We start from the raw sequence: 18,357 nt of genomic DNA, 5'->3' as shown, positions 1-18,357 counted from the left end.
AGCGTACGCGCGATCAGTGACCATCGAGACACGAACGGTAATCACCGCTCGTCATCCCCCTGCTCACGCCGAAGGGCACCGCCATATGAGACTGCTCCCCTGGACCGACACCGACGGCAAGCCCTGCTACCTCAGCACCGACAACCCGCACAGCCTGCTCTCCCAGCTCGCCGACGACATCGAGGCCGCCCAACTGGCCTCCGCGGAGCAGGTGCTCGCCGGCTCCAGGGCCGTGCTGGGTGACCCCAAGGCCGGTGAACGCGCCGTGCGCTTCGCACTCGTCAGGGCCGTGGAGTCCCTGGGTGACACGCTCCGCATCGCGGTGAGCCGGGGCGAGCGCATCGCCGAGGGCGACGGGTGACAGGTCAGTGGACGCCGAGCATGCCTCCCGCCCTGGGCCCTGAATGGTCGTGTTGTCCGCCATGGTCACACTGCAGCCACACCACAGCTCCCCGGCACCGTCACGTCTCCGTCCGGTACATCAGGTCCACCTCGTGCGTCGCGAAGCCCAGCCGCTCGTACACCGACACCGCCGCCTTGTTGTCGGCGTCGACGTACAGCATCGCCGTCGGCAGCCCCCGCCCCGCCAGGTGCCGCAGCCCGATCGTGGTGAGGGACTTGCCGAGGCCGCCGCCCTGGGCCCCCGGGGCGACCCCGAGGACGTACACCTCGCCCAGGCCCTCCTCGGCGTGCACCTTCGTCCAGTGGAAGCCGACGAGTTCGTCGCCGCGGAAGGCGAGGAAGAAACCCGCCGGGTCGAACCACGGCTCGGCCTTGCGGTCGTCGAGGTCGCGCTGGGTGAGGGAGCCCTGCTCGGGGTGGTGGGCGAAGGCGGCGGCGTTGACCGCGAGCCAGGCCGCGTCGTCCTGGCCGGGGACGAAGGTGCGGACGGTGACGTCCGGCGGCAGCACCGGCTCGGGTGCGTCGAAGTCCGTCAACGGGCGTCGCATCTGGCGCAGTTCGCGGAAGAGCGTGAGGCCCAGGACCTGGGCGAGGTGCCGGGCGGCGGAGTGGCCGCCGTGCGCCCACACGCGCAGCCGCTTGCCGGAGGCGGCCAGCAACGCGGAGCCGAGCGCCCGGCCGTGCCCGTGCCCGCGGTGCCCGGGGTGGACGACCAGCTCGGCGGCCGGCGGCTCCACCGGGTCGGTGTCCTCCAACTGGGCATAGCCCACGAGTTCGCCGTCGACGGTGAGCAGCAGATGGGACACGCCCTCCCGTTCCCCGCCGCGCAACTGCAACCGGCCCTGTTCGGACACCGCCTGCTGCCCGTCGGTCCGGGCCGCCTCGGCGAGCAGTCCGAGCACGGCCTCGGTCTGCTCCGCGGAGAGCGCGGCAAGGGTCTCGATCGAGCGGGGGCGGCCGGGCCTTACGGTGTCGTCGCTGGTCATGCGTACGAGGGTACGGGGAGCCACCGGCAAATCGGCGGCAAAGAAGCAACCAGGTCGTAACCACGAAGGGCCTGTCGCGCTACGCGCGTTGACTCTAGGCTGCGCCGGACGACATCACTGTCCCAGCAGACCCACAGGGGGGCGTATGCCAGCCAGTTCCGCGGCGCATCCGGAGCGCCGGAGACGTCGTACGTACCGTTTTGCCGCTCTTGCCGCCGGTGTCGTCACCGCCGGCGCGCTGGCCGCCGCGGCGCTGCCGGGTGCGGCGACCGCCGGTGAGGACCACCGCACGGGCGGCCACTGGCCCGGCCGCTACCAGGACGTGCAGCTGCTGTCCTTCAACGACCTGCACGGCAACCTGGAGCCGCCGACGGGTTCGTCCGGCCGGGTCACCGAGCACCAGCACGACGGCACGACGAAGACCATCGACGCGGGCGGCGTCGAGTACCTCGCCACGCACCTGCGGCAGGCCCGCCAGGGCGAGAAGTACTCCATCACGGCCGCCGGCGGCGACATGGTCGGCGCCTCCCCGCTGATCTCCGGCCTCTTCCACGACGAGCCGACCATCGAGGCGCTGAACAAGCTCGACCTGGACGTCACCTCCGTCGGCAACCACGAGTTCGACGAGGGCGCCAAGGAGCTGGCCCGTCTGCAGTACGGCGGCTGCCACCCGAAGGACGGCTGCTACACGGACGAGGAGTTCGAGGGCGCCGACTTCCCCTACCTGGCCGCCAACGTCCTCGACGAGAAGACGCAGAAGCCGATCCTCAAGCCCTACTGGGTGTGGAAGAAGAAGGACGTCAAGGTCGGCTTCATCGGCGTGACCCTGGAGGGCACACCGGACATCGTCTCCGCCGAAGGCGTCAAGGGCCTCGCCTTCAAGGACGAGGTCGAGACGATCAACAAGTACGCCAAGGTGCTCCAGCGGCAGGGCGTGAAGTCGATCGTCGCCCTCATCCACGAGGGCGGCTTCCCGGCGTCGACGTCGTACAACTACGACTGCGACGCCCCGGGCGCGGGCGACGGCATATCCGGCCCGATCGTGGACATCGCCAAGAACATCACGCCGCAGGTGGACGCGCTGGTGACGGGGCACACCCACGCCCCGTACGTGTGCACGATCAACGACCCGGCGGGCAAGCCCCGCATGGTCACCTCGGCCGCGTCCTTCGGCCGTCTCTACACGGACACGACGCTGACGTACGACCGGCTGACCGGCGACATCGCCCGTACGGCCGTGAAGTCGGCGAACCACGTGGTCACCCGGGACGTCCCCAAGGCGCCCGACATGACCGAGCTGATCGGCAAGTGGAACGCCCTGGCCGCGCCCATCGGCAACCGCCCGATCGGCTACATCTCCGGCGACATCGGCAACACGGGCACCGAGTCCCCGCTCGGCGACCTCATCGCCGACGCCCAGCTCGCCCACGGCAAGCAGCTCGACCCGGAGACCGACCTGGCGCTGATGAACCCCGGCGGCATCCGGGCACCGCTGACCTACGCGGCCAAGGCCGGTGAGGGCGACGGTGTCGTGACGTACGCCGAGGGCTTCACGGTCCAGCCGTTCGCCAACACCGTGAACCTCCAGGACTTCACGGGCGCCCAGCTGATCCAGGTGCTCAAGGAGCAGGTGTCCGGCGCGAACGCCGCGTCGCCGAAGGTGCTCCAGGTCTCGTCCGGCCTGACCTACACGCTGGACCTCACCAAGTCCGGTGCCGACCGGGTCGTCACGGACTCGATCCGGCTGAACGGCGCGGCCATCGACCCGGCGGCCACCTACCGCGTCGCGACGAACAGCTTCCTCGCGGGCGGCGGCGACGGCTTCCCGACGCTCGGCCAGGGCACCAACGACGTCGTCGGCAGCGACGACCTCGCCGCGCTGGAGCAGTACCTGACGGCCAACTCCTCGGCCGGCAGCCCGCTCGCACCGCCGAAGGCGGACCGGATCACGATCGTGAAGTAAATCGCATACCTGGAGTTCAGGTTGCGGGTGGGGGCGGTGCGCATGGTCGGATGGATCGATGCGTACCCCCCACCACACTGATGCGCATCCGCGTCCGAACCCCTATGAGGAACTCGGCGCCCTCGACGACGGGCCGTTGGAGGAGACCCCTCTGGAGGAGTTCCGGAAGGAATCCTGGGACCCCGAGGGCTCCGAGGAGGCCGCCGAGGACGCCTGGGCCCCACCGGTGCACCGCCGGGGCGGCCGTCGAAGGAAGAATCGTTTCGCCGGACTGCCGCTCGCGGTGAAGGCGGTGGTCGGCCTCGCCGTGCTCGCCGCGTTCACCGCGCTCGGCGACCGCTGGGCCGTGCTGTACGCCGAGCACAGGGCCGCCGACACGCTCAAGGACCGCCTGGACCTCGCGGCCGCGCCCGAGGTGGAGATCGGCGGGTTCCCCTTCCTCACCCAACTCGCCGACAAGCGGCTGGACTCGGTGAAGGTGACCGTCCCGGACGTCGCCGCCGACCGGGTCTCGCTCGCGAAGGTGTCGGCCACGGCCCATGACATCCGGCTGGACGCCGACGGGCTCACCTCCGTGCGCGGCGCCCGTGTCCCCCGCTTCGAGGGGGACGTCCTGCTGTCCTTCGCCGACCTCAACCGCGAACTCGGCGCCTCCCAGGTGACGTTCACCGGCGAGGGCCGCGACCGGGTCCGGGCCCGCGGCACCCTGCCGGTCGCCGGACACGACCTGCGGCTGCGGGCCGAGGCCCGGATCCAGCGGCAGGGGGAACGGGGCATCGCGACGGAGATCGGCGGCATGCGCCTGGACATCGGGGACCTGGCCACCTACCGCCCCGGCACCCGCGCCTCCGAGGGCCTGCACCTGACGCCCCGGGGGAGCGCCGACCTGGCCCGGGAGACCCGCAAGGCCAGGGCGCTGCTGTCGGTCCCGGCCATCGTGCAGCGCATGGGCGTGCCCGAGGCGACGGTCCGCGAGGCCCTGGCCGACGACGGCAAGCTCACCGAACTGACCGGCTCCCCGCGCTTCGCCCGCCAGGCCCAACAGCTCAACCTCATCGACCTGGCCCTGGACAACCCGGAGGTGCTGCGCCGCCTCGGCCTCGACCCCGACCTCCTCGACTCCCTGTCCGGGCTGACCCGCCCGGTCCTGGCCGACCGGCTGTCCCTGGCGTTCGAACTGCCGAAGCCGGAGCAGGGGAACGTACGGCTGGACGACGTACGGGTGGAGGAGGACGGCATCCGGGTGCGGGTGTCGGGGTCGGGGCTTTCGGTGGGGTCGTAGCCGGGCCCGACGGCCGACAGCGGGGCACGGCTGCGTTCTTGATGAGATTTGGTGTGCAGATGTGTTGACCTCTGTTCGGCCCCTCTTCTACTTTGCGGGAGCCAACGAGCCGCCGATCAGTACGCGAGTTCTCGCGCACGCAACTGCTCAGAAGGGGACGTCGTGTCACGAAAGACTCATCGGGGGACAGCCGGCCTGGGGGCGCTGCTCGCCTGCGCCACGGCATTCGGCGGGGTCCTCGCCTCCCCCGCGGCCGCCTCCCCCACCGCACCGCCGCCCGTCAGCGACTTCAAGGGCGTCAACTGGGCCGACCCGCGCGACAACTACGCCGACGACGCGGTCGTGCCCTCGGGCCTGTCCACCTCCGACAGCTACGCCACCACCTACGCCAAGTCCCGGGCGATCATCGGCGGCTTCGCCGAGCTGGGTGCCAACACCGTCCGCCTCCCGGTCAACCCGAGCTCGGTGAACGGCCCGTTCTGGAAGTCGTACCGGGGCGCGATCGACGCCGCCACCGCCAAGGGCTTCAAGGTCATCCTGGGCTACTGGGAGGCCGACAACGCCAAGGACGGCAAGATCGACAACCAGGCGTCCTGGGACCAGATGTGGGCGCGGCTCACCTCCGCCTACGCCCGCAACTCCAAGGTGTACTTCGAGCCGATGAACGAGCCGTTCGGCTACACCGCGCAGGAGTGGACCGACATAGCGGCGAAGTGGGTGACCACCCACAACAACGTGCCCCGCGACCGGGTCCTGATCGGCGGCTACAAGTACAGCGAGGACGTCAAGCCGGTCTGCGCCGACCCGCGCCTGAAGGGCACCCGCCTGGCCCTGCACAACTACGGCTTCTGGCACACCGACTGGACCAGCGTCGACCAGTGGAAGCAGGACTTCAAGGCCCGCATCGGGGACTGCGCCTCGCGCACGATCCTCGACGAGTTCGGCGCCTCCATGACCACCGGCCTGGACTACAACGGCCCGGTGGGCGGCTCCAACGAGGTCGCGTACATCCAGGCCGCGACCGACACCATCCGGGAGCTGGGCCTGGGCTCGGTCTACTGGCCCGGCCTGCGCAACGGTGACACCTACTCCCTCACCACGCTCCAGGGCACGGGCACGAACCTCAGCCTGACGGTGAACAACCAGAGCGGCCTGGACCGGCTGCACTACGCCTGGAAGCAGTAGGGGTGGTGGCCCTTCCGGGTTCGGCGCGGATGGTCAGCCGAACCCGGAAGGGAGCCGTCAGGACGCCGAGGGCGTCCAGCCCGCGAGCCAGTCCGCGACCTCCTGGTCGGCGGCCTGCGCATCGGTCAGGTGCGGCCGGTTCGAGCTCGCCGAACCGGCGCCCGCACCGCTGTTCTTGTACTCCGCGAACCGGTCGTCCTTCCACGAGAAGCCGCTCATGTCGGTCCACGGGGTCGACTTGATCGCGTTGCTCAGGTTCGTGTTGCGGACGGTGGTCTGCGGGTCGAGGGAGGCGTCACCGCCCGCGTGCCAGGGCCGGCCGAGGTAGAAGCTGCCGGCCGAGACGTCCCCGTTCACCGTGGAGTTGGCGATCAGGATGCCCTTGCGGTTGGCGGCCGTGCTCGGCGCGGTGACGTACCCGGCCGAGGTGCCGTCCCAGCGCTTCTTCAGCGTGATGACGGACCTGTCGACGACGGCCGTGGCCCGGCCGAAGATGAAGTCGACGTTGCCGATGACGTAGGAGTTGCTGACGTAGACGCGGCCCAGCCGGTCCTTGGCCGCGGTGTCGAGGAGCAGGGTGTCCTGGTCGCCGCTGACGATGATCCCGTCGAGGAACACCTTGTCGGCGGCGGTCCGCAGCGCCACGGCCTGGTGGCCGTTGAGGTTCTGGTTGGCCTTCTCGTCGAAGTCGTTGGAGATGGTCAGGTTCCGCGCCTGGAAGTCGTCGGCCTCGACGGCGACGGTGGCGCTGCCGCCGGTGCCGTACGTGCCGCCGCCGGGCTTCGGCGTACCCGACGCGTTGTTGTAGACGATCGTCGTGTCCTTGCGGCTGCCGCCGGTGCCCTGGATGGTGACGTGCGGCTTGTTGGAGGGCACCTTCACCAGCTCCCGGTACGTCCCCGGCTTCACGGCGATGACGACACGGGAGGGATTGTTGGCGGGCACGGCGTTCACGGCGGCCTGGACGCTCGTGTACTGCCCGCTGCCGTCCTTGGCGACGGTGAGGGTGGTCGCGGCGGCGGCCTTGGGGGAAGCGGCGGTCGTGCCGAGGGAGGCGCGGGGCCCGGCACCGGACTTGAGGATCGACGGCAGGTCGGCGGCCTTGTCGAGGGTGTACGGGTAGTAGGCCTTCGGATCGAAGGCGGTCCCGCCGGTCTCGTTGCGCCCGCTGGTCCCGGAGAAGACGCTGCCGCGCTGCACGACGGCGGCGCCGCTGTCCTTGATGACGGGGTTCTTCACGCCCTGGAAGTAGGAGTTCTCCAGCACCATCTTGGTCGCGCCGCGCGAGTAGTTCCCGTACGACGAGTTGATGCTCGTGCCGGGCGCGTCCTCCAGCCAGTTGTTGTAGAGGTGCGCGTGGGCGGCGTTGTCGGTGGACGGGTTGCGCTGCTCGGTCTCGCGGATCCAGTTGTGGTGGATCGTGATGTCGGTCTTGACGTTCTCGGTCCAGCCGATGCCGAAGGTCTTGTTGTTGTCGCTCAGCTTGTTCCAGGAGACGGTGACGTTCGTCGAGTCCTTGCGGACGTCGATGAGCCCGTCGGCCATGTGCCGCAGGTCGTTGTGGTCGATCCACACGTGATGGGCGCCGTCCATCTGGATCGCGTCGAAGTCGTGGTCCTTGTCGTTCCAGACGCCCTGGTACGAGTCCCGGATGGTCAGGTTCCGGATGATGACGTTGTGTACGCCCTGGCCGAGGAAGAACCCTCCGCCGACGATGTGCCCGGAGGTCCCGGCCCCGACGATGGTCTTGTCGGACTGCACCTTGATCTCTTTGCCGACCGGGTTCATGGTGATGGCCCCGGCGACGACGATGACGTACGGCTGGGTCGCGGTGGCGTACTTCTCCAGCTCGGCCTGCGTCTTCACGGTGACGACCTGACCGCCGCGCCCGCCGTACGTCCCGTTCTGGCCGAGGGAGTTGACGGAGGCGAACCCGTCGGCGGTGTCGGCGGCCCAGGACGGGGCGGCGGCAGAGGCCTGTTGCGCGGTGAGGCCGAGGACGCCGAGGTCGGTGCCGTAGGCGAGGGTGCCGGCGGCGGTCAGGGCCAGGGGGACCCCGACCGCCAGGGCGGTGCGGCTTCTGCGGTGGCGGGGGGTGCTGCGCGGCTCACTCATGCGGCGAATCCGTTCCGTGCGGGGGGATGATCCGCGGTGGGGTCGCCGCCCCGCACGAAAAGGTTGCCGCCTTGCCCAAGCCGTTTACTGGGTGCAGGACTTGGGGTCGAGCTTCTCCTCGATCTTGTCCTCACGGCCGTCGGGCTGGCCGTTGGGGAGGAGCTTGTCGGAGATGCCGTCGATGTAGTACCCGTGCGAGTAGATCGTGCGGTAGCCCCGGTCGCGCCAGCTGTGCACGGTCCGGTCGCCGTTGCCCTTGTTCCACTCGTAGTCCTCGACGTAGAACACCGGGTTCACGCGCACCACGCGCTGGTACGGCGTCCAGGTCACGGCGACCTGCCGGCAGGGCGGAATGGTCTTCTCGCTGCGGGTCTCGAACCGGGACTCCTTCTCCCAGCCCCACTCGTAGCCGGCGCTGCCGCCCACGGTGCCGGAGAAGATGCTCTTGGCGAGGGAGAGGCTGATGGTGCCGCCGACGCTCTTCTTGGCGAAGGTCTTGGTGCTGTAGCTGCTGACGAAGGTCTCCTTGTCGTCGGCGGACCCCTTGTTGCCGATCCACCGGGACGTGCGGACGGTGTCGCCCTTGATCGACCAGGTGGAGGCCTCGGCGTATCCACACCAGCCGCGGAACAACTCCCACGGCCCGGCGGGCTTCCACAGCCCGAAGACGTCCCGCAGGTACTCGTCGCGGGTCTTGAACTCACCGGTGTCGACGTTCAGGGCGCCGTAGACGCCGGTGAGGCTCGTCTCCTGGCTGCAGAGCCGCTCGATCATCCGGTCGGTGTCACCCGGGTCGACGCCCCGGATGTTGGTGGCCCCGGCGGGCCCGGCGGTGGCGGTCCCCGCGCCGGCCAGCAGACCGGTTATGGCGAGGACGACGGAGGCGGCAACTGCGCCGCATTTCTTGAGAGTTGACTTGCGTGTGAGTCGCATGTGGGGGGCTCACTCCTGCTTGCGGTTCTCTGACGGCGATGAAGATGTCAGATGAGAGGCGGGAGTTCGCGCTACCGACGGGTATGACAGGACATTGACAGCTGGCTGGGGGCAACTGTCCGGCTTTGTGGGCATGAGGACGGGCGGGGGCCGTGATTACCGTTCGTGTCTCGATCGTCACTGATCGCGCGTACGCTGCGGAAGAGGCCAGGTGTTGCCTGGCGGGTCAGGCGACGGGGAGGGGTGACGTGGACCAAGTCGTTGACGTACCGGAAGAGTCCGGGCGTGCCGCGCTCGGTCGGACGCTGCGGTTTCTGCGGGAGAAGGAGGGCAAGTCGCTCGGGCAACTGGCCGAGGACACCGGCTACGACAAGAGCTACCTGAGCCGTCTGGAGAAGGGGGACCGGCTCTCCAAGCGGACGGTCATGGAGGACCTGGACAGCTATTACGGCTCCGGTGACCTGCTGGTTCGGGAGTGGCGCGAGGCGCGACGGGAGGTCATCAAGGACAAGTACAAGGCGTTCATGGACCTTGAGGCGTCGGCACGGATCATGTGGCTCTTCCAGCTCAGGGTGCCGGGTCTCTTGCAGACAGAGGGCTACGCCCGCACGGTGTTGTCAGGGTTGTCTGGAGCCCAGACAACAGCTGGCAACGGCGATGAACTCGAGGAACAGGTGGCCGCGCGCATGGGAAGGCAGGAGTTGCTCTATCGCGACCCCGCACCGAACGTGCGCGTGATCCTGGACGAAGGTGCGCTGCGGCGGCCGGTCCCCGACGCGAAGGTGTGGGCAGAGCAGTTGTCACACCTGGTGGACGCGGCGGAGCTGCCGAACGTCGCCATCCAGGTACTCCCCTTCACAGCGGGCGTGCACGACCTCATGGACAGTCACCTCTGGCTCTTCTGGCAACGCGTCGGTGATCCCGTTGCCTGGACGGAGGGCATCGGCTACGGCGAACTGATCCATGATCCGGACAAGGTGCTGCGCTTCCGTTTGTCCTACGATCTCGCCCGGGACGCGGCGCTGACCCCGGCGGAATCGACGGCGTTCATGAAGCGCCTTCTGGAGGAGTACAGATCATGAGCCAAACACCTGACCCCAGCACCACTGTGTGGCGTAAGTCCTCCTACAGCGACGGGGGCGGGACGAACTGCCTCGAAGTCGCCGACAACCACCCCGGCATAGTCCCCGTCCGCGACAGCAAGACGCCGCACGGCCCCGTGCTCGTGTTCCGGTCGGAGCCGTGGGCGGCGTTTCTCAGCGGAGTGAAGGGCTGACTCACCTCGCCCAACCCGGCTTCCACACCTCCCCCTCCGTCAACCTCGGCCGTGTGGCCACCAGGTGGTCCCGGAGTGCTGCCAGGCCCGGATGGGGATTGTCCGTTCGCCAGAGCAGGGAGTGGGGGTAGACCGGGGTCGGGTCGATCACCGGAACGAGGCGTAGGTCGTGGTCGGCCGGCCAGACCAGGGGCGTGCGTTCGCTGAGGAACGTCGCCAGGGTCGGGGAGTCCGCGATGGTGTCGAGGAGCGCCTCGATGCCGAAGTTGGGGCCGATGGTGTCGATGGTCGGGCCGAAGGTCTCGGCGAGTTCGTCGTAGTAGGCGGACCATTCCGTGCCCGGCGTGTTGCCCGGCATCCAGATCCGCTGCCCCTTCAGCTGCGCCGCAGTGACCGAGGGCGCGTCGGCGAACTCGTGGTCGGGGCCGACGCACAGGCGGAGTGGTTCGTCCAGGACGGGAACCGCCGAGACGCCGTCCGGCAGCCGGTGCCCGGGCATGGTCACCGCGCGGAACGTGGCGTCCACCGCCCCGTCCCGCACGGCCGTCACCGCCGCGTCCGCGCCGAACAGCGCGATGACGTCCAGCGTGATGTCCGGGCGGGTGCGGTGGAAGTCCCGCACCAGGCCGGCCGTGGCGGCCCTGCGGCCCACGACGTCCACGCGCAGCGCGCGGTCCCCCGGGCGTACCGCGGCCACCGCCCGTTCCTCCGCCCGGAGCAGGGCGCGGGCGTGGGGCAGGAGGGCCTGTCCGTCGATGGTGAGTTCCGCGCCCCGGGGTGTACGGACCAGCAGCCGCACCCCGAGGTCCTTCTCCAGCGCGGCGATCCGCTTGGACACGGCCTGCTGGGTGAGGGACAGGTCCACGGCGGCCTTCTGGAACTGCCCGGAGTCGGCGATCGCGACGAAGGCCCGTACGGCTTTGAGGTCCACGGGTGCATGCTCCTGACGGGGCCCGGCCCGCCGCAAGGACCATCGGCGCACCGGCTCCGTCACCCACACCACGCCCGCCACCACCGCCCCGGCCAGCAGTACCGCCCACCGGTCGTGCGCCGCCGCCCACCGGTCGTCCTCGACCGGTACGAACAGCGCCCAGCGTCCCGGTCAGAACAGCAGGGCCAGCAGCGCCGTGGTCAGCAGGCCGGCCGCGGCCGGCGGTCCGGGCCGGGTGAGGTCGCTGAAGCGCACCATGGCCGCCGCACCGGCCACCGCCAGCACGAAGGTCGCACCGGCCTCCAGGGTCAGGGCGGCGACCGGCGGCCGGATGTCCGGCGGTACGAGCAGCAGCGCGACCGTCCACCAGGCCGCCACGGCCGGGACGACGAGGACCCGCCCGGCCCGAACGGTTCAACCTGTTTCTTGCGAGTATGCTCCGGCGTTCACGCCGGGGATGAATCGCATCCCGGGTGTTACGACGCGGAGCGTCGCCGTGTCCCGTTCTGAGCGCGGAGCGCCCGTAGGGCTGTCCGATGTTTCTCTTGTGATGCGAACGCGTGTGCCTGTTGTCGCTGGTCGGGGTGATGGACGCGGGATTTGTGGACGTGCGTACGGCGATCGTACGTATGGTCCTTTGCAGGGTTCGGGACGCCTTGTCATGACGAGAGGGAGCGCGATGGCGTACGTGGAGGGGCCGGGCATGCCCGCTACACCTTCCGGCTGCGTCTGTCCTGCGCTGCCCGGACGGCGCTGGTGGCGGAGTGGGACCGGTGCCGTTGGCTGTGGAACGAGTGTGTCGCCAAGTCCAGGGCCGTGTACCTGCACAACCGGGAGACGGGGGAGAAGCAGACGTGCGGCCCGGCGCAGCTCGACCGGATGCTGACCGAGGCCCGGAGGACGATTCCGCGCCCAGGCGCACAAGGACATCAAGGAACGTCTGCCCGTGGCGCGCCGGGTGGGGATGCCGACGTACAAGAAGAAGCGCGAGGCGCTGCCGACCCTGAACTACACCCGGCGCGGCTTCCGGTTGAAGGACGGCCGGTTGCACCTGGCCGGGGGCATCGTGGTGAGGGTGGTGTGGTCGCGGGAGCTGCCGGCTGAGCCGTCCTCGGTGCGTGTGTACCAGGACAGTCTCGGGCACTGGTACGGCTCCTTCGTCCTCCCTGCGGCCGTCGAGCCCTTGCCGGAGACCGGTCGGGTGCTCGGTGTCGACTGGGGTGTGAGACAGACCGCGACCACCACGTCCGACGCGCACGACCTGCCCCATGCCCAGCATGGCAGGAAGGCCGGCACGAAGCTGATCCGGTATGACCGGATGATGGCCCGTCGCAGGCCGAAGAAGGGCCAGCCCGCATCGAAGGGCTACCGCGAGGCGAAAAAACTGCGGGCGAGGGCGTACAAGAAGGTGGCCCGGCAGCGCCAGGACACCGGCCGTAAGTGGGCCAAGAGGGTGGTCCGCGACCACGACGCCATCGCGGTCGAGGACTTCAAGCCCCGGTTTCTTGCCAAGAGCACGATGGCCCGCAAGGCCGCTCTGCTGGAGATGGGCCGCAAGCACGGGCGTGACGTCCGCCTGGTTCACCCCGCGCACACCACAATGGACTGCGCCAACTGCATGTCGAGAGCCAAGCATGCACTGCCGCTGGGTGAGCGCACCTACACCTGCACCGCATGCGGGGCGGTCTCCCCACGGGACAAGAACTCCGCACGCGTGATGCTCCTCCGGGCTGGTCTCAACCCGGCTGGTGCTGATGGCGCAAGACCTCCTGGAGCGCTGCTCCAGGAGGCTGCCTGAGCCAGGAATCCCCTCCCCCTCAGGGAGGGGAGGATTCAAGAAAGCACGGCTTGGCCGGCGCCGGCGGGCGGCGGGAGGAGCCGTCCACAGCCTGTGGGCAGCCGCCCGCGCCCCGCCCCGGGCCTGTGGACGCCCGCGAGCCGCCCCCCGCTATCCCGCACGTCATGTCTCCGTAACCATCGATTCAGACGAGCTTGCGACGCTCGGCCAATGACTCCCGCCGTGCCAGAGCCTTCGCCGCCCCAGCAGGGGCCTGAGGGAAACGGGAACACTCATGTGACGCCCCCGCTCCCGCCCGCGCTCTCCGACGCGCCCGTGATGCTCGCGGCGCGGAAGAATGGGTCCATGAGCCAGCCGAACACCCAGGCACAGGTCCAGCACGCGCAGCCCTCCGTGGGCTCCATCGCAGCCCACCGCCCGCACACGGTGGCCGCGGCCGTCTCCGACCTGGAACCCGACATCGACGCCGACCTCGACGCGTACGAGGAGTCGCCGTACGACGGGCCGCAGCTGCCCCAGGGCCGCTTCCTCGACCGGGAGCGCAGCTGGCTCGCGTTCAACGAGCGTGTGCTCGAACTCGCCGAGGACCCGAACACGCCGCTGCTGGAGCGGGCGAACTTCCTGGCGATCTTCGCCAGCAACCTGGACGAGTTCTTCATGGTCCGGGTGGCCGGTCTGAAGCGCCGCATCGCCACCGGCGTGGCCACCCGCTCCGCCTCCGGCCTCCAGCCCCGCGAGGTGCTGGAGATGATCTGGGCCCGCTCCCGCGAGCTCATGGCCCGGCACGCCGCCTGCTACCACGAGGACGTCGCCCCCGCACTCGCGGAGGAGGGCATCCACCTGGTCCGCTGGAGCGAGCTCCAGGAGAAGGAGCAGGCCCGCCTGTTCACCCTGTTCCGGCACCAGATCTTCCCCGTGCTGACCCCGCTGGCGGTCGACCCGGCACATCCCTTCCCGTACATCTCCGGCCTGTCCCTGAACCTGGCCGTCGTCGTGCGCAACCCGGTCACGGGCCACAAGCACTTCGCCCGCGTGAAGGTGCCGCCGCTGCTGTCCCGGTTCCTGGAGAGCTCCCCGGGCCGCTACGTCCCCATCGAGGACGTCATCGCCGCCCACCTGGAGGAGCTGTTCCCGGGCATGGAGGTGCTGGAGCACCACGCCTTCCGCCTGACGAGGAACGAGGACCTGGAGGTCGAGGAGGACGACGCGGAGAACCTGCTCCAGGCCCTGGAGAAGGAGCTCATGCGGCGCCGCTTCGGGCCGCCGGTGCGCCTGGAGGTCGAGGAGTCCATCGACCGCGAGGTCCTGGACCTCCTCGTGCGCGAGCTGAAGATCAGCGAGGCCGAGGTGTACCCGCTGCCCGGCCCGCTGGACCTCACGGGCCTGTTCCGCATCGCCTCCCTGGACCGCCCGGAGCTGAAGTACCGCAAGTTCGTCGCCGGCACCCACCGCGACCTCGCCGAGGTCGAGTCGGCGTCCGCGCCGGACATCTTCGCCGCGCTGCGCGAACGGGACGTGCTGCTGCACCACCCGTACGACTCGTTCTCCACCTCCGTCCAGGCCTTCCTGGAGCAGGCGGCCGGCGACCCGGACGTCCTCGCGATCAAGCAGACCCTGTACCGCACCTCCGGCGACTCCCCGATAGTCGACGCGCTCATCGAGGCCGCCGAGTCCGGCAAGCAGGTCCTGGTCCTTGTCGAGATCAAGGCCCGCTTCGACGAGCACGCCAACATCAAGTGGGCCCGCAAGCTGGAGGAGGCCGGCTGCCACGTCGTCTACGGCCTGGTCGGGCTGAAGACCCACTGCAAGCTGTCGCTGGTGGTCCGCCAGGAGGGCGAGACGCTGCGCCGCTACAGCCACGTCGGCACCGGCAACTACCACCCGAAGACGGCCCGCCTCTACGAGGACCTCGGCCTGCTCACGGCCGACCCGCAGGTCGGCGCGGACCTCTCGGACCTGTTCAACCGCCTCTCCGGCTACTCGCGCCGGGAGACCTACCGCCGCCTGCTCGTGGCCCCCAAGTCACTGCGCGACGGCCTGGTCTCGCGGATCACCAAGGAGACCCAGCACCACCGCGCGGGACGGCCCGCGTACGTCCGCATCAAGGTCAACTCGATGGTCGACGAGGCCGTCATCGACGCCTGCTACCGGGCCGCCCAGGCGGGCGTGCCGGTGGACATCTGGGTGCGCGGCATCTGCGCGGTGCGCCCGGGCGTCGCGGGCCTGTCGGAGAACATCCGGGTCCGCTCGATCCTCGGCCGGTTCCTGGAGCACTCCCGGGTCTTCGCCTTCGGCAACGGCGGCGAGCCCGAGGTGTGGATCGGCAGCGCCGACATGATGCACCGCAACCTCGACCGCCGGATAGAAGCCCTGGTCCGGGTCACCGACCCGGCCCACCGGGCGGCCCTGAACCGGCTGCTGGAGACCGGCATGTCCGACGCCACCGCCTCCTGGCACCTCGGCCCGGACGGCGACTGGACCCGGCATGCGACCGACGCGGACGGCCAGCCCCTGCGCAACGTCCAGGAGATGCTCATAGACGCCCGGAGGCGCCGGCGTGGCACAGCAACACCTTGACCCGACGGATCCCCAGCTCGGGTCCGCCGGTCCCGCCCCCACCGGTGACGTCCTCGCCGGTTACCTGCGGGCGCAGGCCACGGAGTTCCTCCGAGCGCTGCGCCTGCACCGGGAGACGGGGTCGGGGGCGAACGGCTCGGAGGGATCCGCCGAGGCGGCCCGCGCCCTGCGCCGCTCGGCCCGCCGCATCAGCGCCAGCCTGCACACGTTCCAGCCCCTGCTGGACACGGACTGGTGCGAGGGCATGCGCCCGGAACTGGCCTGGGTCTCGGGCACCCTGGCCATGGAACACGCGTACACGGCCCGCCTGGAGCGCCTGCTGTCGGCCCTGCACCGCCTGTCGGGGTCGACGGCGTTCCCCGCACAGGCGACCGAGCCGGCCGCGGGCCATCGCGCCGGCGCCCCGGCCGGCCAGACGGCGACACAGGAACGCGGCAACCTCACCGTGGGAGCGGCCAAAGCAGGCGCCCTGCTCGACCGCCAGCTCACCCTCGCCCGCACCCGAGCCCACTCCACAGCCCTGCAAGCCCTGGGCAGCAGCCGCTTCCACGCCATCGCGGACAAGGTCGCGGTCCTGGCCAGCGAGGTCCCCCTCACCGCGACGGCCGCCGCCGCCGACCTCCGCCCCCACGCCAGGGCGGCGGAGGAACGCCTCAGGGACGCCGTGGCCGCCCTGCCGCTCATCACCGCGGGCAGCCCGTACAACGCCGCGGCGCTCGTCCACGGCCTGTCCCCGGACACGGTCCCGCACCCGCAGGACGCCCCCTGGCACCAGGTCCGCCTGCTGCTGCGCCTGCACCGCTACGCCCGCGAGGCCGCCTGCGGCCCCCAGGGCAACACCGTCGTCGACCTGCGCCTGCTCTCCGCGGGCCAGGCCCTGAACCGGCACCGCGACGCCTCGGAGGCAGCGGCGGCGGCGGCCCAGGCGGCCCGCACCCCCCGCATCGCCCCGGCCACGGCGTACGCCCTCGGCGTGCTCCACGCCGACCAGCGGCACGAGGTGGAGGCGGCCCGGTTCGCGTTCCAGCAGGCCTGGCAGAAGGAGGCGGTGAGCACCCGGTGAGCTCCCCCGAGGACCGCACCGTGCAGGCGGCCGGCTGCGTCCTGTGGCGCCGTTCCCCCGTCACCGGCGGGCTGGAACTGTGCCTCGTCCACCGGCCGAAATACGACGACTGGTCCTGGCCGAAGGGCAAGCTGAAGCGCGGCGAGGACGCGCTCGCCGGCGCCCTGCGCGAGGTCGCGGAGGAGACCGGCTGCCGGGCCGTGCCGGGCGCCGAGCTGCCCACCCTGCGCTATCGGGCGAACGGCCGCCCCAAGCAGGTGCGCTACTGGGCAGCCGAGGCGGTGAGCTGCGCTTTTTCCCCGACGGACGAGGTGGACCGGATCCTGTGGCTGGCCCCGGCGGCGGCCCGCGCCCGCCTCACCCAGCCTTACGACCGCCCCCTGGTCGACGCGCTGCTCGCCGTACTGCACCTGCCGCGCACGGCCGGCTGACCGGATCTCGTCGGTCCGCCCCGGAAGCGGAACGCGTACGTGCTCTCCCCGTAAGCATTCCGTGACCTAACCAGGCCTTAGGCAGGGGTTCACCCCCCGTTCATTTGCGGCCATCGGCGGCTTCACCTGATCTGCCTAATTTCGGCCTTACCGACGCGAGCCGTGCCTGCGGTGGTGCGAGTCCGCGTCCGCGACACCCAGACTTTCGCACGCCGCCGAATTCAGGACGGCGGCTCCTGGAAGGAACTCAAGTGAAGCTTCAGCGCAAGAACCGGCGGGCCCTCGCTCTCGGTGCTCTCGCCGTCTCCGGCGCCCTGGCCCTCACGGCGTGCGGCTCCGACGACACCGGCGGCAACGGCGGCGGCACCCAGACCGCGGCGGCCGGCAACATCGACTGCGGCGACGCCAGCGGCCAGCTCCAGGCCTCCGGCTCCTCCGCGCAGAAGAACGCGGTCGACGCCTGGGTCAAGCAGTACACCGCGGCATGCAAGAGCGTGCAGGTGAACTACAACCCGACCGGCTCGGGTGCGGGCATCACCGCGTTCCTCCAGGGCCAGACCGCGTTCGCCGGCTCGGACTCCGCGCTGGACTCCAAGGAGGTCGCCGACTCCAAGAAGGTCTGCAAGGGCGGCCAGGCCATCGACCTGCCGATGGTCGGCGGCCCGATCGCCGTCGGCTACAACGTCCCGGGCGTCGACAGCCTCGTCCTGGACTCCGCCACCCTCGCCAAGATCTTCGACAGCAAGATCACCAACTGGAACGACGAGGCCATCAAGAAGCTGAACCCCGACGCGAAGCTTCCCAACCTCAAGATCCAGGCGTTCCACCGTTCGGACGAGTCCGGCACCACGGACAACTTCACCAAGTACCTGGCCGCCGCGGCCCCGAACGACTGGAAGTACGAGCCGGGCAAGTCCTGGGAGGCCAAGGGCGGCCAGTCCGCGTCGGGCTCCTCCGGCCTGGCGCAGCAGGTGACGCAGACCGCGGGTGCGATCTCGTACTTCGAGCTGTCGTACGCCAAGGGCGGCATGAAGACGGTCAAGCTCGACACGGGCTCCGGCACGCCGGTCGAGGCCACCCTCGACAACGCCACCAAGGCCATCGCCGCCGCCAAGCGCGTCGGCACCGGCAAGGACATGGCGCTGGAGCTGGACTACGCGACCAAGGCCGAGGGCGCCTACCCGATCACGCTGGTCACGTACGAGATCGTCTGCGACAAGGGCAACAAGGCGGAGACCCTGCCGGCCGTCAAGTCCTTCCTCGGCTACATGGCGTCCGAGGAAGGCCAGGGCGTGCTGACCGACGCCGACTACGCCCCGATGCCCGACGAGATCATCACTGAGGTCCGCGAGACCATCAAGGGCCTGAGCTGACCTGAGTGCGGCCCGCTCCCACCGAAGCGGGCCGCACGATCC

At 70.2% G+C, this 18,357-nt stretch carries 15 protein-coding genes and 1 pseudogene; 11 read left to right on the top strand and 5 right to left on the bottom strand.

Annotated features, from left to right (window positions below; all coding sequences use genetic code 11):
- Positions 1-85: 85 nt before the first annotated feature.
- Entirely contained in the window at positions 86-361 is a 276-nt protein-coding gene (locus tag ACSUPV_RS21860; protein WP_436948266.1) for a hypothetical protein, read from the top strand.
- Positions 362-461: 100 nt separating this feature from the next.
- Here the strand turns inward: ACSUPV_RS21860 and mshD are convergent, their stop codons facing one another.
- Positions 462-1,388, bottom strand: a complete 927-nt coding sequence (gene mshD / locus ACSUPV_RS21855; protein ID WP_436948264.1) for a mycothiol synthase — start codon at positions 1,386-1,388, stop codon at positions 462-464.
- 145 nt (positions 1,389-1,533) lie between these two features.
- On the opposite strand from mshD, the gene ACSUPV_RS21850 reads away from it, so the two are divergent.
- The 3 genes from ACSUPV_RS21850 (at position 1,534) to ACSUPV_RS21840 (ending at position 5,818) form a co-directional block, all read left to right on the top strand.
- The gene (locus ACSUPV_RS21850; protein ID WP_037759316.1) at positions 1,534-3,351 is read left to right on the top strand and encodes a bifunctional metallophosphatase/5'-nucleotidase; all 1,818 of its coding nucleotides are present in this window, start codon (positions 1,534-1,536) and stop codon (positions 3,349-3,351) included.
- A 58-nt stretch (positions 3,352-3,409) separates the two neighbouring features.
- Positions 3,410-4,633: an LmeA family phospholipid-binding protein gene (locus ACSUPV_RS21845; RefSeq protein WP_037759315.1), complete on the top strand. Its 1,224-nt coding sequence runs from the start codon at positions 3,410-3,412 to the stop codon at positions 4,631-4,633.
- A gap of 162 nt (positions 4,634-4,795) precedes the next feature.
- Positions 4,796-5,818, top strand: a complete 1,023-nt coding sequence (locus ACSUPV_RS21840; protein ID WP_436948261.1) for a glycoside hydrolase family 5 protein — start codon at positions 4,796-4,798, stop codon at positions 5,816-5,818.
- A 57-nt stretch (positions 5,819-5,875) separates the two neighbouring features.
- Here the strand turns inward: ACSUPV_RS21840 and ACSUPV_RS21835 are convergent, their stop codons facing one another.
- Both ACSUPV_RS21835 and ACSUPV_RS21830 read right to left on the bottom strand, forming a co-directional pair.
- Positions 5,876-7,933, bottom strand: a complete 2,058-nt coding sequence (locus ACSUPV_RS21835) for a pectinesterase family protein (protein ID WP_382617944.1) — start codon at positions 7,931-7,933, stop codon at positions 5,876-5,878.
- A gap of 84 nt (positions 7,934-8,017) precedes the next feature.
- The gene (locus tag ACSUPV_RS21830; protein WP_031121654.1) at positions 8,018-8,866 is read right to left on the bottom strand and encodes a hypothetical protein; all 849 of its coding nucleotides are present in this window, start codon (positions 8,864-8,866) and stop codon (positions 8,018-8,020) included.
- Between the two features lie 248 nt (positions 8,867-9,114).
- Here ACSUPV_RS21830 and ACSUPV_RS21825 point away from each other — a divergent pair, with 248 nt between their 5' ends.
- Together ACSUPV_RS21825 and ACSUPV_RS21820 are read left to right on the top strand one after the other, a co-directional pair.
- Complete coding sequence (locus ACSUPV_RS21825) at positions 9,115-9,948, top strand: helix-turn-helix domain-containing protein (RefSeq protein WP_382617947.1); 834 nt, start codon at positions 9,115-9,117, stop codon at positions 9,946-9,948.
- Positions 9,945-10,142, top strand: coding sequence for a DUF397 domain-containing protein (locus ACSUPV_RS21820; protein WP_382617948.1), 198 nt, complete (start codon positions 9,945-9,947; stop codon positions 10,140-10,142). Before ACSUPV_RS21825 ends, ACSUPV_RS21820 begins: the two co-directional genes overlap by 4 nt.
- A gap of 1 nt (position 10,143) precedes the next feature.
- Here the strand turns inward: ACSUPV_RS21820 and ACSUPV_RS21815 are convergent, their stop codons facing one another.
- Both ACSUPV_RS21815 and ACSUPV_RS21810 read right to left on the bottom strand, forming a co-directional pair.
- Positions 10,144-11,073 (bottom strand): LysR family transcriptional regulator, encoded by a 930-nt coding sequence (locus tag ACSUPV_RS21815; protein WP_436948259.1) that lies wholly within the window; start codon positions 11,071-11,073, stop codon positions 10,144-10,146.
- Between the two features lie 171 nt (positions 11,074-11,244).
- Complete coding sequence (locus ACSUPV_RS21810; protein WP_436948257.1) at positions 11,245-11,451, bottom strand: hypothetical protein; 207 nt, start codon at positions 11,449-11,451, stop codon at positions 11,245-11,247.
- 345 nt (positions 11,452-11,796) lie between these two features.
- Between ACSUPV_RS21810 and ACSUPV_RS21805 the strand changes: the two are divergent.
- From ACSUPV_RS21805 to pstS, 5 genes and pseudogenes are all read left to right on the top strand, one after another.
- Positions 11,797-12,871: pseudogene (locus tag ACSUPV_RS21805) on the top strand (RNA-guided endonuclease InsQ/TnpB family protein).
- A gap of 210 nt (positions 12,872-13,081) precedes the next feature.
- Entirely contained in the window at positions 13,082-15,448 is a 2,367-nt protein-coding gene (locus ACSUPV_RS21800; protein WP_382617953.1) for an RNA degradosome polyphosphate kinase, read from the top strand.
- The gene (locus ACSUPV_RS21795; RefSeq protein ID WP_436948255.1) at positions 15,429-16,511 is read left to right on the top strand and encodes a CHAD domain-containing protein; all 1,083 of its coding nucleotides are present in this window, start codon (positions 15,429-15,431) and stop codon (positions 16,509-16,511) included. Before ACSUPV_RS21800 ends, ACSUPV_RS21795 begins: the two co-directional genes overlap by 20 nt.
- A complete protein-coding gene (locus ACSUPV_RS21790; RefSeq protein WP_436948254.1) occupies positions 16,508-16,942 on the top strand; it encodes an NUDIX hydrolase in 435 nt (144 codons plus the stop codon). The genes ACSUPV_RS21795 and ACSUPV_RS21790 overlap by 4 nt, the downstream gene beginning before the upstream one ends.
- A 251-nt stretch (positions 16,943-17,193) precedes the next feature.
- Positions 17,194-18,315: a phosphate ABC transporter substrate-binding protein PstS gene (gene pstS, locus ACSUPV_RS21785; protein WP_031112983.1), complete on the top strand. Its 1,122-nt coding sequence runs from the start codon at positions 17,194-17,196 to the stop codon at positions 18,313-18,315.
- Positions 18,316-18,357: the final 42 nt, after the last annotated feature.

The sequence above is a fragment of the Streptomyces sp. SudanB52_2052 genome (genome assembly GCF_964272415.1).
Lineage (GTDB): Bacteria > Actinomycetota > Actinomycetes > Streptomycetales > Streptomycetaceae > Streptomyces > Streptomyces olindensis.
The sequence above is the reverse complement of the archived record's forward strand: the minus strand, read 5'-3'. Positions and strand labels throughout refer to the sequence as shown.

Excerpts from the sequence above, each read along its gene's own strand:
- ACSUPV_RS21860 (WP_436948266.1), top strand. The coding sequence starts at position 86 with ATGAGACTGCTCCCCTGGACCGACACCGACGGCAAGCCCTGCTACCTC.
- mshD (WP_436948264.1), bottom strand. The coding sequence starts at position 1,388 with ATGACCAGCGACGACACCGTAAGGCCCGGCCGCCCCCGCTCGATCGAG.
- ACSUPV_RS21850 (WP_037759316.1), top strand. The coding sequence starts at position 1,534 with ATGCCAGCCAGTTCCGCGGCGCATCCGGAGCGCCGGAGACGTCGTACG.
- ACSUPV_RS21845 (WP_037759315.1), top strand. The coding sequence starts at position 3,410 with ATGCGTACCCCCCACCACACTGATGCGCATCCGCGTCCGAACCCCTAT.
- ACSUPV_RS21835 (WP_382617944.1), bottom strand. The coding sequence starts at position 7,933 with ATGAGTGAGCCGCGCAGCACCCCCCGCCACCGCAGAAGCCGCACCGCC.
- ACSUPV_RS21830 (WP_031121654.1), bottom strand. The coding sequence starts at position 8,866 with ATGCGACTCACACGCAAGTCAACTCTCAAGAAATGCGGCGCAGTTGCC.
- ACSUPV_RS21820 (WP_382617948.1), top strand. The coding sequence starts at position 9,945 with ATGAGCCAAACACCTGACCCCAGCACCACTGTGTGGCGTAAGTCCTCC.
- ACSUPV_RS21800 (WP_382617953.1), top strand. The coding sequence starts at position 13,082 with ATGACTCCCGCCGTGCCAGAGCCTTCGCCGCCCCAGCAGGGGCCTGAG.